Origin of the sequence: Pseudomonas sp. ES3-33 (assembly GCF_000952175.1) — a bacterium.
Classification (GTDB): Bacteria; Pseudomonadota; Gammaproteobacteria; order Pseudomonadales; family Pseudomonadaceae; genus Aquipseudomonas; species Aquipseudomonas gregormendelii.
This window is the reverse complement of record NZ_JZRI01000074.1, coordinates 235,605-251,681: the sequence shown is the minus strand read 5'-3', so window position 1 is coordinate 251,681 and position 16,077 is coordinate 235,605. Positions and strand designations below refer to the sequence as shown.

Here is a 16,077-nt window from a genome sequence, read left to right as displayed (position 1 = left end):
CCGCTAGCATTAGCGCTTCTCTGTACTGGAAGTGCTCATGCCTGCGTCGACTCCCTCCCGTCCCCACACTGAAACCCTGGCCAACGGCCTGCGGGTGACGCTGCGCCACGCGCCGCATCTCAAGCGCTGCGCCGCTGTGCTGCGGGTGAATGCGGGCAGTCACGACGTGCCTCTGGCGTGGCCTGGGCTGGCGCATTTTCTCGAACACCTGCTTTTTCTGGGCACCGAGCGTTTTCCCGCAGGCCAGGGCTTGATGGCCTACGTGCAAGGGCATGGCGGCCAGGTCAATGCGCGCACCAACGAACGTACCACCGACTTTTTCGTCGAACTGCCGCCAGCACTTTTCAGCGGTGGGCTGGAGCGCCTGTCGGACATGCTCGCTCACCCGCGTATGAACCTGGACGAACAGTTGCGCGAACGCGAAGTGCTGCACGCGGAATATGTCGCCTGGTCCCAGGACGCGACGGCGCAACAACAACATGCGCTGTTCGAAGGACTGTCGGCCACTCACCCGTTGCGGGGATTCCATGCGGGCAATCGCGACAGCCTGGCGGTCGAGCGGCCTGAGTTTCAGCGCGCCCTGCAGGACTTCCATCAGCATTTCTATCAAGCCGGGCAAATGACATTGAGCCTGGCGGGGCCGCAAAGTCTCGAGGATTTGAAGGCGTTGGCCGAGGTGTTCGCCCAACCTGTTGCCAAAGGTGAAAAAGCCCCGCAAACAGCGCCTGCCGCCCTGATGCAATCAGCAAGCAACAGTTATCAACAGGCCGGTGAAGGACGTGTGGATCTGCTGTTCGCGCTCGAGGCACTGCCTGGTTCGTCCCGCGAAGCGCTGGCGTTCCTGTGTCACTGGTTAAACGCGGTCAAACCCGCAGGGTTCCTCGCAGAGTTGCGCAAGGCTGGGCTGGCGGAACAATTGACCGCCAGGCCGCTGTATCAATTCGCCGGACAAGCGTTGCTGCACCTGGGCTTCACGACCACTCAACCGCACCAGGTGCTCGTGCTTCGCGAGCAACTGCAGAACTGGCTGGGCTTTTTTGCCGCCCAGCAGCATCAGCCGCAATGGCGCGACGAATTCAGCGCCCTGCTGCAACGCCAGCAGCGAATCAGCAGCGCCCTGCGCCTGGCGCAACTGGACAGCGAACAGGCCGGGACAAGCGACCACGAAGCGCTCGCGCTTGAGCAAATCCTCGCTCAAATCGGCGCTGTGGATAAGTTCAGCGGGCCATGGCAACTGCCACTTCCCAACCCGTTCCTGCAAACAGAAACTGCAGCGCCCAGCGCCGGACTGATTCGTGGGCAGACCAGCAAGCATCGCGGCCTGCGTACCTTTGCCCAGGATCGCTTGCGCAGTCGCCGCGAACAATCGCCCATGCAGTTCAGCCAGGCGTTGCCGGACAATACGGATGAAGGCGCGATCCATCTGCGCTGGCGGCTGGCAGCCAGCCCTCGGCCTGAGCTTCAGGCAAACCTGGAACAGCGTCTTCTGACCTTGCGTGAAGACGCGCGCCAGGCGGGTGTGGATTGCTCCTTCAGTGCCTGCGGCAATCAATGGCTACTGAAAATGACCGGCCTGCAGGACCCCATGCCGATCATCCTCGAGCATGCGCTAAAAGAGCTGACAAAGGCCGAGACCGATGTTCCACGGGAACCGCCCAAGCGCCTGGCGCTGATGCCTATTCGACAGTTGCTCGAGGCGTTGCCCGGGCAATGCCTGGAGCCAGTCGAGGAATCGGCAGACCTGCAGCACCTCTGGGCGGGAGCGCGCTGGGACGGGCTGGCCACCGGTCTTTCCAGCCAGACCCAGGCGGCAATGGGCCTGCCCTTGAGTCGCGTGCCAGGCGTGGCGGACACCCAATTGACCGCACCCGCTTCGATCAATACCCAGCACCTGTGGACGAAGATAGATACAGCCTCCAGTGAACACGCTCTGCTGCTGTTCTGTCCGGTCGCTACCCGGCAGATTGCTGACGAGGCGGCCTGGCGCCTGCTCGCGCACCTGTGCCAGACGCCCTTCTACCAGCGCCTTCGCGTGGAACAGCAGCTGGGTTATGCGGTGTTCAGTGCGCTGCGGCAGCTGCATGGCCAGGTGGGCATCGTCTTCGGGGTGCAATCGCCGAGCGTCGTTGCGCATGAGCTGCTCAAGCACATCGAGGCCTTCATCAGCGACCTGCCGGCGATGCTTGAGGGCATCGACGAGGCAGTCATCGACACCCAGCGCCAGGCCTTGGCGGCTCAGTTCGACATCACTGCACTGGAGCAGTCCCAGGCCAGCGAACTGTTGTGGCAGGGCAAACTGGGCGGCCGCTCGTCGGATTACCTGGAGCAGTTGCAGCGGGCACTTTTAACGACAGACTCACAGGCCCTGCTAGATGCAGCCCGCAGTGTTGATGAGGCCACCGGCGGGGGGCGCTGCCTGGCCAGCGCTGTGTCTCCCGGCCTGCCCTGGCAAGTGGCAAAATGATCATTACCGAGGCTGCAAAGAGCTTTCTCAAAGTTTCACGGGCAAGAGTTCTGTAATTTTGAGTAACATAGCCACCTAACTATCTGAACATCTCCAGCTGGAGGTGGACTATATGTATAGATCTCAACTGTCCCAACCACCTGAAGGAGCACTCCCATGTCCTGGTCCAAACCTGCTTACACCGACCTGCGTATCGGCTTTGAAGTCACCATGTACTTCGCCAGCCGCTAATAAGTTGTTCTCGCGGTTCAGCGCCTCGGTTCACCGGGGCGTTTTTATTTTTCGGATTTGAAATGTTGGAGCGGCCATGTTTGTCCAGATTCTAGGTTCCGCCGCTGGCGGTGGTTTCCCCCAGTGGAACTGCAACTGCGCGAACTGCGCAGGCTTTCGCGACGGCAGCCTGAAGGCCACCGCGCGTACCCAGTCGTCCATCGCGATATCCGATGACGGCGTCAATTGGGTGCTGTGCAATGCCTCGCCGGACATCCGCGCCCAGCTCCAGAGCTTCGCCCCGATGCAACCGGGCCGCGCACTGCGCGATACGGGCATCAGCGCGATCATCCTGATGGACAGCCAGATCGACCACACCACCGGCCTGCTCAGCCTGCGCGAAGGTTGCCCGCACCAGGTGTGGTGCACGGACATGGTTCATGAGGACCTGAGCACAGGTTTTCCGTTGTTCACCATGCTGACCCACTGGAACGGCGGGTTGAGCTGGAACCGCATCGAGCTCGACCACAGCTTCAGTATCCCCTCCAGCCCGAACCTGCGCTTCACTCCGCTGCCTTTGCGCAGTGCGGCACCGCCTTACTCGCCACACCGCTTCGACCCGCATCCGGGTGACAACATCGGCCTTATCGTCGAAGACCTGAACACCGGCGGCAAGCTGTTCTATGCACCAGGCCTGGGCAAGGTCGACGCGCCGTTGCTGGAGATCATGGCCTCCAGCGACTGCGTGCTGGTCGATGGCACGATGTGGGATGACGACGAGATGCAGCGTCGCGGCGTTGGTACTCGCACCGGTCGGGAAATGGGCCATCTGGCGCAAAACGGCCCGGGGGGCATGCTCGAAGTGCTGGAACAGCTGCCTGATCAGCGCAAGGTGCTTATTCACATCAACAACACCAACCCGATTCTCGATGAAGATTCGCCGCAGCGTGCCGAGCTGGTTCGGCGCAAGGTTGAAGTGGCCTATGACGGCATGAGTATTGTGCTGTAGCTGACGGCCCCATCGCGGGCAAGCCTTGCTCCCACAGTGGATGAGCAAGGCTTGCCCGCGATGAGGCCAGCCCGGACACCACCGAACACCGGAGAACCGAAATGCCCGACACCCCGATGTCCCCCACCGAATTCGAAGCCGCCCTGCGCGCCAAGGGCGCCTACTACCACATCTACCACCCCTACCACGTGGCGATGTACGAAGGTCGCGCCAGCCGCGAGCAGATTCAGGGCTGGGTCGCCAACCGCTTCTACTATCAGGTGAACATCCCCCTCAAAGATGCGGCGATCCTCGCCAACTGCCCGGACCGCGAAATCCGCCGCGAGTGGATACAACGCCTGCTCGACCACGACGGCGCCCCCGGTGAAGACGGCGGGATCGAAGCCTGGTTGCGCCTGGGCCAGGCCGTTGGCCTCGATCCGGACCAGCTGCGCTCCCAGGAACTGGTGTTGCCCGGCGTGCGCTTCGCCGTGGACGCTTACGTCAATTTCGCCCGCCGAGCCAGTTGGCAGGAAGCCGCCAGCAGTTCCTTGACTGAACTGTTCGCACCGCAGATCCACCAGTCGCGCCTCGACAGCTGGCCGCAGCACTACCCGTGGATCGACCCTGCCGGCTACGAATATTTCCGTACCCGCCTGGGCCAGGCACGCCGCGATGTCGAGCACGGGATGGCGATTACTCTGCAGCACTACACGACGCGGGAAGGCCAGGAGCGCATGCTGGAAATTCTCCAGTTCAAACTGGACATTCTTTGGAGCATGCTCGATGCCATGAGCATGGCCTACGAACTGAACCGCCCGCCGTATCACAGCGTGACCGCACAACGGGTCTGGCATAAAGGAATCATCTTATGAGTTTTGATCGCAGCAAAACCCCCACCTGGCGCCCGGGCTACCGTTTCCAATATGAACCCGCGCAGAAAGGCCACGTGCTGCTTTACCCCGAAGGCATGATCAAACTCAACGACAGCGCCGCCCTGATTGGCGGCCTGATCGACGGCGAGCGCGACGTGGCAACGATCATCGCCGAGCTGGACGCACAGTTCCCGGGTGTGCCCGAGCTTAGTGAAGACATTGAGCAATTCATGGAGGTCGCCCGTGCTCAGCACTGGATCGAACTTGCCTGACAGCGTGTCGGACAAGTTACCGCCCAAGCCTGAAATCGGCTTGCCTCTCTGGCTCCTGGCCGAGCTGACCTATCGCTGCCCCCTGCAATGCCCCTACTGCTCCAATCCCCTGGATTTCGCCGAGCAGGGCAAAGAGCTGAGCACCGAACAGTGGATCAAGGTATTTCGCGAGGCGCGGGAAATGGGCGCCGCGCAGCTGGGCTTTTCCGGGGGTGAACCCCTGGTGCGCCAGGACCTCGCCGAACTGATCGCCGAAGCGCGCAAACTGGGCTTTTACACCAACCTGATTACCTCAGGCATCGGGCTTACCGAGCAGAAAATCAGCGACTTCAAGAAGGCTGGACTGGACCACATTCAGATCAGTTTCCAAGCCAGCGACGAGCAAGTGAACAACTTGCTGGCCGGCTCGAAAAAGGCCTTCGCGCAGAAGCTGGAAATGGCCCGGGCAGTGAAAGCCCATGGCTACCCGATGGTGCTGAACTTCGTGACCCATCGGCACAACATCGACAAGATCGACCGCATCATCGAGCTGTGCATCGCCCTCGAGGCCGATTTCGTCGAGCTCGCAACGTGCCAGTTCTACGGCTGGGCGCAGCTCAATCGGGTCGGCCTGTTGCCAACCAGGGAACAACTGGTGCGTGCCGAGCGCATCACCAACGAATACCGGGCCAAACTGGAGGCCGAAGGGCATCCGTGCAAGCTGATCTTCGTCACGCCGGACTACTACGAAGAACGTCCGAAAGCCTGCATGAACGGCTGGGGCAGTATCTTCCTGACGGTCACCCCGGACGGCACCGCCCTGCCCTGTCACGGCGCGCGACAAATGCCTGTACAGTTCCCCAACGTGCGCGATCACAGCATGCAGCACATCTGGTACGACTCGTTCGGCTTCAACCGTTTTCGCGGTTACGACTGGATGCCTGAACCGTGCCGCTCGTGCGACGAGAAAGAAAAGGACTTCGGCGGCTGCCGCTGCCAGGCCTTCATGCTCACCGGAGACGCGAGCAATGCCGACCCGGTTTGCAGCAAGTCGCAACACCACGGCGTGATTCTCAAGGCCCGCGAAGAAGCCGAGCACGCGACCCAAACCATTGAACAACTGGCCTTTCGCAATGAACGAAACTCACGCCTCATCGCCAAAAGCTGAGCCTTTCAGCGCCGCCAGGGCCGTCGCCGCCGGTGTCGACTTTGCGGAGCTGCAGCTCGGCTCCCAGGGTTTGTTCTGGAACGAGTACCGTCCTGAGGATGGCGCGTGTCGCATTTGGCATTGGCGCAATAGTCAGGCCCGCTGCCTGACGCCTGCCGGGTTCAGCGTGCGCAGTCGTGTCTACGAATATGGCGGCGGCGCGTTCTGCCTGACCGATGACGGGATTGTTTTCGTCAACGAGGCTGACCAGCAACTGTATCGACAGTCGCTGGCCGGTGAAACCCCGGTTGGGCTGACTTCAGGTGAATGCCGTTACGGTGACCTGCAGTTCGCCGATGGCCAGGTCCTGGCCGTCGAGGAGCACCGGGACCGCCATCGACTGGTCGCCATCGATATTGCCAACGGCAGCCGTCACCTGCTGGCAGAAGGTGCCGACTTCTACGCCGCGCCAACTCTGAGCAAAGGCGCCCGGCGCCTGGCGTGGATCGAATGGAGCCGACCGCATCAACCCTGGACCGCTACCCGATTGATGGTCGCCGAGCGCGACAGTGATGGCGGTTTCAACAGCCCGCGCTGCGTGGCTGGTCAGCGCAACGACGAATCACTCCAGCAACCGCGCTTCGATACCCGTGGTCGCCTGTCCTGCCTGACCGATCGCGCCGGCTACTGGCAGCCCTGGGTCGAGGCCGAAGACGGGCTTCACCCACTTCCCGCAGCCGCTGCCGATCACGCCCCCGCGCCGTGGCAGCTCGGTGGCTGTACATGGCTGCCCCTGGCCGACGACAGCTACCTGGCAAGCTGGACCGAAGAAGGTTTTGGCAAACTGGGCCTGGCAGGCAATCAAGATAAAGATTTCACGGGCGGCTACAGTCGCTTTCGGCATCTCGCCCTTGATGAGCAATTCATCTATTGCATCGCGGCTTCGCCGGTCAGCCCATCAGCCGTGATTGCCATCGATCGCGCCACCGGCGAGTTCAACGTGCTGGCCGGTGGCATCGCGCCACTGCCTGCCGATCAGATCAGCACTGCGCAAACCCTGCGTTACCCCAGCGGAACGGGTGAAGCCCATGGCTTCTTCTATCCGGCGATGAGGGCTGAGGCGAAGCCGCCGCTGGTAGTGTTCATCCACGGTGGCCCAACCTCCGCCTGCTATCCGATGCTCGATCCGCGAATCCAGTATTGGACGCAACGCGGCTTCGCCGTGGCCGATCTGAATTATCGTGGCAGCAGCGGTTATGGACGAGCCTATCGTCAGGCGCTGCATTTGAAGTGGGGCGAAGTGGACGTCGAAGACGCCTGTGCCGTCGTTTCCCATCTGGCCGACAGCGGGTTGATTGACGGTGACCAGGCATTCATCCGCGGCGGCAGCGCCGGTGGCTACACCACCCTGTGTGCGCTGGCTTTTCACCACGTCTTCCGCGCAGGCGCCAGTCTTTACGGCGTGAGCGACCCGGTGGCCCTTGGCCGCGCCACTCACAAGTTCGAAGGTGACTACCTGGATTGGCTGATTGGCGACCCGGTGCAGGATGCCGAACGCTACGCCGCACGAACCCCTTTGCTGCATGCGAGCAACATTGGTGTGCCGATGATTTTTTTCCAGGGTGAACTGGATGCCGTGGTGGTACCGCAGCAGACCCGTGACATGGTCAAGGCGTTGCAGGACAACGGCATTGTGGTGCAAGCGCATTACTACGCGGACGAGCGCCACGGCTTTCGCAAGGCGAGCAACCAGGCGCACGCGCTGGAGCAGGAGTGGTTGTTCTATCGGCGGGTGCTGGGGCTGGACAAGTGCTGACACCGCAGTGCCAGCATCGCCAGCCAGCTAGCGCCTACACCTGTAGGCGCTAGCTGACTGGCGATTGCAATATAACTGACGCAACACATCTCAACGCTTGGCGATGATATAAACCGCATGCACGATCCCTGGAATATACCCGCACAGCGTCAGCAGAATGTTCAGCCAGAATGCCCCGCCAAAACCCACCTGCAGGAACACACCCAGTGGCGGCAACAGAATGGCGATGATGATTCGAATGATATCCATGGGTCAGCTCCTGATTGAAGTAGGCTCCGGTGAGCCGCACACCTAATCGACCCGCGCCGTTCGTCAGGGTTCACTGCTTCCCACGCTTAGCGCATCCATACAGGCAAAAAAAACGCCCCACGCCAAAAAAATCAGGCCTGGGGCGATGCGTTATACCGCGAGACGGTTCGGAAATTCCTGCAGGAAGGGTCTGGTCAGACGGCAATCCCTTTGCGGCACTGCAGTTGCGCGGTGCGCACGCGAGAGAACGCACGGGCCAGGCGCAGGAGCATCTCGTCAACGTTGGCTTTGCTCACCGTGAGTGCCGGGGTGAAGCGCAGGCAAGCCGGTTGCGGGGCGTCGATCAGCAAGCCTTCGTACAGCGCGGCTTTGACCACTGCCTCGGCCGAGTCGTCGGACAGATCCAACCCCCAAAGCAGCCCTTGCCCGCGCAGTTCGCCGTGGCCGTAACGGTGCGCCAGACGCGCCAGGCCTTCGCGCAAGTGCTGGCCGACCGTGACGACATGCTCGAGAAATCCACGTTCCTGCAGCGCATCCATTACTGCCAGGCCCGCAGCGCTCATCAGCGCATTACCATGATGGGTCCCCGTCAGCTCACCCCGGTCGAAACAACAGGCAGTACCTCGGGCGAGTAAAGCGGCCAGCGGTACTCCCCCGCCCAAGCCTTTGCCCAGCACGACGATATCGGCACGGACATCACAGGATTGTTCCACGAGTAGCTGGCCGCATCGGCCTAGACCGGTCTGCACTTCATCGAAGATCAGCAAAATACCCAGCTCGCGGCACAAACGCTCGACGCCCTTGAGGTAATTCGCGGTGGCCGGGATGACGCCTGCTTCGCTCTGGATCGGCTCAAGCATAACCGCCACCGTTCTGGCGTCGACAGCCGCATGCAGAGCCGCGAGGTCGTTGAACGGAACGTGACTGAAGCCTGGAAGTTGCGGTTCGAACCGATTGGTCAGCGTCGAGCTGTCCGACGCCGAAATAGTCGCGAGACTGCGGCCATGGCAAGCATTGCTGGCCACGATGATGCGCGAGGCTCCGGCACGGTGCCGCTGCCCCCATTTACGCGCCAGCTTGATTGCCGCTTCGCAGGCTTCGGTGCCGGTGTTGAGCAAGTACGCCTGGTCGCTACCGGTGAGCTGGCACAGTCGTGCGGCCAGGCTGAGCATGCCGCGGTTGTGCAAAGCAAAGCCGGGGTTGATCAGCGCCTGCGCCTGCTCGGCAATCGCACTTACAAGCGCTGAAGGGCTATGCCCCAAGCTGTTGGCACCTCGCCCCTGGGTGAAATCCAGATACGCACGGTCGGCGCTGTCCCACAGCCAGGAGCCCTGGCCGCGCACGAATACTTGCTGAGGGCGCTCGACGCTGGGCATCAGGTACTCGCGGGAGGGGTTAACCGTTGTAGATGGCGCAATCGCGTCCAGGGCGAGGTCGTCAAGGTCCGGGAGACCACGACGCATTTTGAACAGATTCATCAGATTTCACCTCGGTGGAGGTTTTTTGCATTGCCTATGTAAATGACTTCAATGTAATCGGTGTTCATCGTCCGCGTTGGCCCTGTAAGCCCTCTCATTGCGGTTAGACTAGGCGGATGGGCGACATTCGACCATTTCGATTTAGCAGTACTTTCGATAAGAGTTACTTATGGATTTCAAGCAACTGCGCTATTTCGTCGCGGTCTACGAAGAAGGTCATGTGGGCCGGGCGGCGGAGCGACTGGCCATCTCCCAACCCGCCCTGTCGCAGCAGATCCGTCACCTTGAGGAAAACCTCGACGTCAGCCTCTTCGAACGCAGCAGCAAGCGCCTGCTGCCGACCCTGGCCGCTCATACCTTGTACAACCACGCTTTGCCCTTGCTCGATGGCTTGCAGCGCGCGCGCGAAGCGTTGGGCAACTTCAAGGGCCAGGCCCTGCGTACCCTGGCCATCGGCGTATTGCAGACCGTCCACACCAGCCTCGTGCCGCAGATGCTCGAACGGGTGCGCAAGGCCCAACCGCACCTGGTGGTGCAGATCTATGAATTGACCGGCCTGGAAATAGAACGACGGTTGCTCAATGGATCGCTGGATATCGGCATCAGCTACCTGCCGCCCCGCCAGCCTGGTTTGCACGGGGTATTGCTGTACGAAGATGAACTGACGCTGGTCATCCCGGCGGATCACCCGTTGCGTGAATTCAAGAAAGTCTCGATGAGCCAGGCCGCCGAACTGCCAATGTTGTTGCTGGGGGAGGAGTTTCAGGTGCGGCAGATCTGGCAGACACAGCTAGCCAATCTCGGGCGGCGTCCGCAAGTGCAGGCGGAACTGAATAATATGGCGGGGATTCTCGACAGTCTGCCGCACACCCGCCTGGCCACGGTACTTCCGGGACGCTCACAGAAGGCCCTGGGCAACGACGAACTGCTATGGAAACCGTTGACCGAGCCGCGGGTGCCGTTGAAAGTAGGCTTGGTGTGTCGCGATGTGCAGCGTCAACAAGCCTCGCTGGCCTTGTTGCGTACACTGCTGGAAGAGGTCATCAATGGTCCGGCCGAGCGTTAGGCGCGCAGGCCGGCATTTTCTTGCGGACAAAGAAAACCCCGCCGAAGCGGGGCTTTGCAGACTGTTTCCCTGACATCCATTTCGCTCCGCCGTCCTGGCAGAATCCTACGTGTCCGTGTTGTTGCTTTGCGCTTCCTGCGCGACGTCCATGTGAAGTAGATTAGCTCTGGATCCAATTTTCGCATAGGGCAGATCGGCAGCACGTCGTGTAAGCAAATGCTTACATGACGTTACATCTTTAAAATTGTGCTGCATCCAGCAGGAACAGCGACTCGCTGCCCGCCTGCACCGAAGCGCTCAACGAATGAATACGCGGCAGCAGACGTGCGAAGTAGAAACGCGCAGTGCCCAGTTTGCTCGCGTAGAAATCATCCTGGTTTTCCTTGCCGAACGCGGCCTTGGCCATCAGCGCCCACATATAGGCGTAGGCCACATAACCAAATGCCTGCAGGTACTCGACCGAGGCGGCGCCAATTTCATTCGGGTTGCTTTTGGCACGATCCAGCAGCCAGGCAGTCAGCTCGTCGAGCGTTGTCACAGCATCGTTGAGCGGCTTGGTGAACTCCGAAAGGTCGGCGCTTGCCGTCGCGGTGAAGTGACGGATCTCGTCAGCGAACAGGTTATAAAACGCCCCGCCGCTGCCGACGATCTTGCGGCCGACCAGATCCAGTGCCTGGATGCCGTTAGTGCCTTCGTAGATCTGCGTGATGCGCACGTCGCGCACCAGTTGCTCCTGGCCCCATTCGCGAATGTAGCCATGGCCACCAAAGACCTGCTGGCCGTGCACGGTAGTCTCCAGCCCCAGGTCGGTCAGGAACGCCTTGGCGACCGGGGTCAGCAGCGCCACCAGGTCTTCTGCGCGCTTGCGGGTGACCGCCTCCTCGCTGAACTTGGCGGTGTCGAGCTGCATGGCCACATAGGTGGAGAACGCACGGCCGCCTTCGTTCGAGGCTTTCATGGTCAGCAGCATGCGCCGCACGTCCGGGTGGACGATGATCGGGTCAGCCACCTTGTCCTTGTTTTGCGCACCTGTCGGCGAGCGGCTCTGCAGGCGGTCGCGAGCGTATTCAACGGCGTTCTGGTAAGAGCGTTCGCCAGTGGCCAGCCCTTGAATGCCGACGCCCAGGCGCTCGTAGTTCATCATGGTAAACATCGCAGCCAGGCCTTTGTTCGGCTCCCCGACCAGATAACCCACGGCTTCGTCGAAGTTCATCACGCAGGTCGCGGAGGCCTGGATACCCATCTTGTGTTCGATCGACCCACAATTGGCCGGGTTGCGCGCGCCCAGGCTGCCATCGGCATTGACCATGAACTTGGGCACCAGGAACAGGGAAATACCCTTGGGCCCCGCAGGTGCGTCTGGCAGTTTGGCCAGCACCAGGTGGATGATGTTCTCGGTCAGGTCGTGTTCGCCGCCGGTGATGAAGATCTTGGTGCCGCTGACCTTGTATGAACCGTCGGCCTGAGGCTCTGCCTTGGTGCGGATGATCCCCAGGTCGGTACCGGCGTGCGGTTCGGTCAGGCACATCGAGCCTGCCCAGACACCGGAGTACATGTTCGGCAGGTAGGCGGCCTTGAGCTCTTCGCTGGCATGGGCATTGATCGACAGGCAGGCGCCGGCGGTCAGCATCGGGTACAGGCCGAAAGACAGGCTGGCAGAGTTGACCATCTCTTCGACCTGAGCAGACACCGCCTTGGGCATGCCCATGCCACCGTAGGCCGGATCACCGCCTACACCGACCCAACCGCCTTCTGCGTAAGTCTGATAAGCCTGGGGGAAACCTACCGGCGTGGTGACAGCACCGTCCGCCCAATGGCAACCTTCTTCATCGGCCGCACGACTGAGCGGTGCGATACTTTTGCTGGTGACCTTGCCGGCTTCCTCGAGAATGGCCTCTACGGTTTGCGCGTCGACGGTGTCGGCCAGCGCAGGCAACTCGGCCCAGAGTTTGGCGACCTCGAACACTTCATTGAGAACGAAGCGCATATCGCGCAGGGGCGCTTTGTAGTCAGCCATGGCAAACCTCGCAGGATCTTTACAGTTGATTCACGGAAAGTATTTCGGTTGAATCGAGTGTACCCCAACAACTTTTACGACACATAGCGTCAGCTTGTGACTATTTTGTAATTTTTGGTCACCGAAAACCACGTCGCAGCCACCACCCGGCCCCCGCAGGAGCTACCGAAGACTGCGATCTTTACGACTTATAGCGCAAACAATTGCGCCGGCAATTTCATCAGGCAGTCGCTACCCGCCTCGATAGCCGCCCGGTGAGCCGTTGTTCGTGGCAGCAGGCGCTTGAAGTAGAACTCGCTGGTGGCCAGTTTAGCCCGGCAGTAATCGGCATCGCCGCCGCCCTCGTCCAGCTGCGCCTGCGCGACCAGCGCCATGCGCAACCACAGATAGCCAAGGATGATGTAGCCGCTGTACATCAGGTAATCCACAGAGGCGGCGCCGACTTCGTCGGGGTTTTTCATGGCGGCCATGCCCACCTGGGTGGTCACCTCGCCCCATTGCCGGTTCAAATCGTTCAACTGCGCCACGTAGCTGGACAACTGAGGATGCGCGGCGTTGGCGACGCAGAACTTGTGCACGACCTTGGTGAAGCCCCGCAGCAACTTGCCCTGGCTGCCGAGCACTTTGCGCCCCAGCAGGTCCAGCGCCTGGATGCCGTTGGTGCCTTCATAGATCGGCGCAATGCGGCAGTCCCGCACCAACTGCTCCATTCCCCACTCGCGGATAAACCCGTGGCCGCCGTACACCTGCATGCCGAGGTTAGTCACCTCCAGGCCGGTATCGGTCATGAAGGCTTTGCAGATGGGTGTCAGGAACGCCAGCAAGTCCTCGGCGTCCTGTCGCGCCGTTGCGTCCGCGCTCAAGTGCGCGGCGTCCAGCAACTGCGCGGTGAAATAGGTGAGTGCCCGATTGCCTTCGTTGAAGGCTTTCATGGTCAGCAGCATGCGGCGCACATCGGGGTGCACGATAATCGGATCGGCGGGCTTGTCCGGTGCTTTCGGTCCGGTCAGCGAGCGCATCTGCAGGCGATCGTTGGCGTACTTGATGGCGCCCTGAAAACTCGCTTCTCCCAGGCATAACCCCTGCATGCCAGTGCCTAGACGGGCGTGGTTCATCATGGTGAACATGCAGTTGAGGCCCTTGTTCGGCTCGCCGATCAGGTAACCCGTGGCGCCATCGAAGTTCAGCACGCAGGTGGCCGAGGCCTTGATGCCCATCTTGTGCTCGATAGAACCGCAGGTGACGCCGTTGCGCTCGCCGGCTTCACCTTGGCTATCGGGGAGGAACTTGGGCACGATGAACAGCGAGATCCCTTTGGTGCCGGCGGGTGCATCCGGCAGCTTCGCCAGTACCAGGTGAATGATGTTGTCACTCAGGTCATGCTCGCCGGCCGAAATGAAGATCTTGCTGCCAGAGACTGCATAGCCGCCATCCTCTGCAGGCACGGCGCGGGTCTTGATGATGCCCAGGTCCGTGCCGCAGTGGGCTTCGGTCAGGCACATGGTGCCGGTCCACTGGCCTGCGGTGAGTTTGCTCAGGTAGGTCTGTTTCTGCTCTTGAGTGCCGTGGGCGTGAATCGCCGACATGGCGCCGTGCGTCAGCCCCGGGTACATGCCCCAGGACGTATTGCTGGAACCGACCATCTCGCTGATCACCAGCCCCAGGGAGCTGGGCAAACCCTGGCCACCATACGCCGGATCCGCCGCCAGGCCGTGCCAGCCACCTTCAACGTATTGCGCGAAGGCTTGCTTGAAGCCTGCCGGCGTAGTCACCACACCCTTGTCGAAATGACAGCCTTCTTCGTCACCGCTGCGGTTGAGCGGTGCGAGCACGTTCTCGCAGAACTTCGCGCCCTCTTCGAGGATCGCACTGACCATGTCCGGGCTGGCGTCAGTGGCGCCGAGGGCCGCGTAGTTGCTGTGAAAGTCGAAGACGTGGTCGATCAGAAAGCGCATGTCGCGCAGGGGAGCTTTGTACTCGGGCATGGTCATTTCTCCGGCAGCAGATCATTGCAACCTACTGCCGCCGAACCCGCTGGACAATCACAGTCCAGACGCTGAATGCGCCATCATCACTCAATCCGTAGCGGCTTCCATGCGCACCGCGCCCCGGCGGTTCTGCCCAAAGACCACGACGCAGTTGCGTCCCGCGCCCTTGGCGCTGTAAAGCGCTTCGTCCGCCGACTTGAGCACGCGATCTGGCGTGCGCTGCTCCAGCCGTTCGGCCACGCCGATGCTGACCGTCACCGACACACTCGACGCGCTCGCCCCCGCACGCCGCTGGCGTCCTTGTTGATCATCCTGGGGGCGGCTGTCCTGGTTACGCAGATGGATATTGTAGGTGGCGATGGATTCGCGGATGAACTCCAGATGCGGCAAACATTCCTCCAGGGTTTTCCCGGCGAACACCACGGCAAATTCCTCTCCACCATAACGATACGCCCGCCCGCCTCCGCCGACCCTGGACAGCTTGCTGGCCACCAGCCGCAGCACCTGATCGCCGACATCGTGGCCATGGGTATCGTTGAATTTCTTGAAGTGATCGACGTCGCTCATCGCCAGCACATAATTGCGCCCCAGGCGTTGCATGCGTTCGTTCAGGGCGCGCCGACCCGGCAGGCCGGTGAGCTCGTCGCGAAAGGCCATTTGATAGGCTTCATGGGCCACCGCCGTCGCGATCATCAGCATCACCTGGCTGCACATGATGTTCAGGGTGAACGGCAGGATGAACGTCTCCGGCAACATCCAGAACAGGCCGAGCAGGCCGACCAATTGCGCGGCATGCAGAGGCCTGGGATGACGCCAGTATTGCCACGCCAGCAGCAGGAAAGCCGCGATAAACACCGGATAGGCCAACTGGATCAGGCTCATCCAGGCGCCGTGCACGGCGGGCCAGCGAATTTCCGCCAGCCACATTAGCAGGGCCTGGGGATAACTTTGCTCCAGCGCCAGCGCGACACTGCCAACGGCCAGTAACACCGCGAAGCGCGCCAGCATGTCCTGGAACAGATGAGTGCGCTCCTGCCAGGCGGCGAATACTGCGAACAGCAGCGGCAGTAACAGGCAGCACAGATGAAACACCACCGCCGCATCATCGCGGACTTTGCCGTTGTCGCGGTAGAAGTCGGTCTGGGTGTCGAGCAGATAGTAGGCGATGTACACCGTCAACATCAGGAACAATTCGCGCTGGCGCCGATAGACCGCGCAATAGGCGCCGCCGAGCAGCAATACCAGGGTTGGCAACACATTGAACAGCGAAGTGAAAAAGACGTTGAGATCCTTGACGTAAGCAGCCGAGAGCCCCGCAATCAAGAGCAGCAATGAAGGCAGGAAATGGCTGAGACGTACAGCGGATGGACGCGGCAAGGGTAAGTTCCAGCCTGTTAAGGTTGATGGCAGTGCGCGTGAATGATTGCAGTAAAACACAGCGCCGAAAGGGATGTCATATGGCCATCTTCTATAACGGCTCCAAAGGTGCATTTCTTGATGGATCGGGGCAAATATTTATGCGTCGCCT

General features: G+C 61.1%; 13 protein-coding genes. 8 read left to right on the top strand and 5 right to left on the bottom strand.

What is annotated here, in order from left to right; genetic code table 11:
- Positions 1-37: 37 nt before the first annotated feature.
- From pqqF to UB23_RS14210, 7 genes are all read left to right on the top strand, one after another.
- Positions 38-2,464, top strand: coding sequence for a pyrroloquinoline quinone biosynthesis protein PqqF (gene pqqF / locus UB23_RS14235; RefSeq protein WP_045059951.1), 2,427 nt, complete (start codon positions 38-40; stop codon positions 2,462-2,464).
- Between the two features lie 156 nt (positions 2,465-2,620).
- Positions 2,621-2,695, top strand: a complete 75-nt coding sequence (gene pqqA / locus UB23_RS28565; protein ID WP_009045898.1) for a pyrroloquinoline quinone precursor peptide PqqA — start codon at positions 2,621-2,623, stop codon at positions 2,693-2,695.
- A gap of 76 nt (positions 2,696-2,771) precedes the next feature.
- Positions 2,772-3,683: a pyrroloquinoline quinone biosynthesis protein PqqB gene (pqqB, locus tag UB23_RS14230; protein ID WP_045059950.1), complete on the top strand. Its 912-nt coding sequence runs from the start codon at positions 2,772-2,774 to the stop codon at positions 3,681-3,683.
- A gap of 101 nt (positions 3,684-3,784) precedes the next feature.
- The gene (pqqC, locus tag UB23_RS14225) at positions 3,785-4,537 is read left to right on the top strand and encodes a pyrroloquinoline-quinone synthase PqqC (protein ID WP_045059949.1); all 753 of its coding nucleotides are present in this window, start codon (positions 3,785-3,787) and stop codon (positions 4,535-4,537) included.
- Positions 4,534-4,809 carry a pyrroloquinoline quinone biosynthesis peptide chaperone PqqD gene (pqqD, locus tag UB23_RS14220; protein ID WP_045059948.1) on the top strand — a complete coding sequence of 92 codons (276 nt, stop codon included), beginning with the start codon at positions 4,534-4,536 and terminating at the stop codon, positions 4,807-4,809. Before pqqC ends, pqqD begins: the two co-directional genes overlap by 4 nt.
- 4 nt (positions 4,810-4,813) lie before the next feature.
- Entirely contained in the window at positions 4,814-5,956 is a 1,143-nt protein-coding gene (pqqE, locus tag UB23_RS14215; protein ID WP_163019526.1) for a pyrroloquinoline quinone biosynthesis protein PqqE, read from the top strand.
- Positions 5,922-7,751 (top strand): S9 family peptidase, encoded by a 1,830-nt coding sequence (locus tag UB23_RS14210; RefSeq protein ID WP_045059946.1) that lies wholly within the window; start codon positions 5,922-5,924, stop codon positions 7,749-7,751. The genes pqqE and UB23_RS14210 overlap by 35 nt, the downstream gene beginning before the upstream one ends.
- Before the next feature lie 90 nt (positions 7,752-7,841).
- Here the strand turns inward: UB23_RS14210 and UB23_RS28560 are convergent, their stop codons facing one another.
- Both UB23_RS28560 and UB23_RS14200 read right to left on the bottom strand, forming a co-directional pair.
- The gene (locus UB23_RS28560; RefSeq protein ID WP_033050408.1) at positions 7,842-8,000 is read right to left on the bottom strand and encodes a YqaE/Pmp3 family membrane protein; all 159 of its coding nucleotides are present in this window, start codon (positions 7,998-8,000) and stop codon (positions 7,842-7,844) included.
- A 194-nt stretch (positions 8,001-8,194) separates the two neighbouring features.
- Positions 8,195-9,478 carry an aspartate aminotransferase family protein gene (locus UB23_RS14200; protein WP_045059945.1) on the bottom strand — a complete coding sequence of 428 codons (1,284 nt, stop codon included), beginning with the start codon at positions 9,476-9,478 and terminating at the stop codon, positions 8,195-8,197.
- Positions 9,479-9,647: 169 nt separating this feature from the next.
- Here UB23_RS14200 and UB23_RS14195 point away from each other — a divergent pair, with 169 nt between their 5' ends.
- Entirely contained in the window at positions 9,648-10,544 is an 897-nt protein-coding gene (locus UB23_RS14195; RefSeq protein ID WP_045059944.1) for a LysR family transcriptional regulator, read from the top strand.
- 238 nt (positions 10,545-10,782) lie between these two features.
- On the opposite strand, the gene UB23_RS14190 is transcribed toward UB23_RS14195, so the two are convergent.
- The 3 genes from UB23_RS14190 to UB23_RS14180 all read right to left on the bottom strand — a co-directional run bounded on the left by UB23_RS14190 (position 10,783) and on the right by UB23_RS14180 (position 15,926).
- On the bottom strand, positions 10,783-12,561 hold the full coding sequence (locus UB23_RS14190) for an acyl-CoA dehydrogenase C-terminal domain-containing protein (RefSeq protein WP_045059943.1): 1,779 nt from the start codon (positions 12,559-12,561) through the stop codon (positions 10,783-10,785).
- Between the two features lie 188 nt (positions 12,562-12,749).
- Positions 12,750-14,546: an acyl-CoA dehydrogenase C-terminal domain-containing protein gene (locus UB23_RS14185; RefSeq protein ID WP_045059942.1), complete on the bottom strand. Its 1,797-nt coding sequence runs from the start codon at positions 14,544-14,546 to the stop codon at positions 12,750-12,752.
- 90 nt (positions 14,547-14,636) lie between these two features.
- On the bottom strand, positions 14,637-15,926 hold the full coding sequence (locus tag UB23_RS14180) for a GGDEF domain-containing protein (RefSeq protein WP_045059941.1): 1,290 nt from the start codon (positions 15,924-15,926) through the stop codon (positions 14,637-14,639).
- Positions 15,927-16,077: the final 151 nt, after the last annotated feature.

Excerpts from the sequence above, each read along its gene's own strand:
- pqqF (WP_045059951.1), top strand. The coding sequence starts at position 38 with ATGCCTGCGTCGACTCCCTCCCGTCCCCACACTGAAACCCTGGCCAAC.
- pqqB (WP_045059950.1), top strand. The coding sequence starts at position 2,772 with ATGTTTGTCCAGATTCTAGGTTCCGCCGCTGGCGGTGGTTTCCCCCAG.
- pqqC (WP_045059949.1), top strand. The coding sequence starts at position 3,785 with ATGCCCGACACCCCGATGTCCCCCACCGAATTCGAAGCCGCCCTGCGC.
- pqqD (WP_045059948.1), top strand. The coding sequence starts at position 4,534 with ATGAGTTTTGATCGCAGCAAAACCCCCACCTGGCGCCCGGGCTACCGT.
- UB23_RS14210 (WP_045059946.1), top strand. The coding sequence starts at position 5,922 with ATGAACGAAACTCACGCCTCATCGCCAAAAGCTGAGCCTTTCAGCGCC.
- UB23_RS28560 (WP_033050408.1), bottom strand. The coding sequence starts at position 8,000 with ATGGATATCATTCGAATCATCATCGCCATTCTGTTGCCGCCACTGGGT.
- UB23_RS14200 (WP_045059945.1), bottom strand. The coding sequence starts at position 9,478 with ATGAATCTGTTCAAAATGCGTCGTGGTCTCCCGGACCTTGACGACCTC.
- UB23_RS14195 (WP_045059944.1), top strand. The coding sequence starts at position 9,648 with ATGGATTTCAAGCAACTGCGCTATTTCGTCGCGGTCTACGAAGAAGGT.
- UB23_RS14190 (WP_045059943.1), bottom strand. The coding sequence starts at position 12,561 with ATGGCTGACTACAAAGCGCCCCTGCGCGATATGCGCTTCGTTCTCAAT.
- UB23_RS14185 (WP_045059942.1), bottom strand. The coding sequence starts at position 14,546 with ATGCCCGAGTACAAAGCTCCCCTGCGCGACATGCGCTTTCTGATCGAC.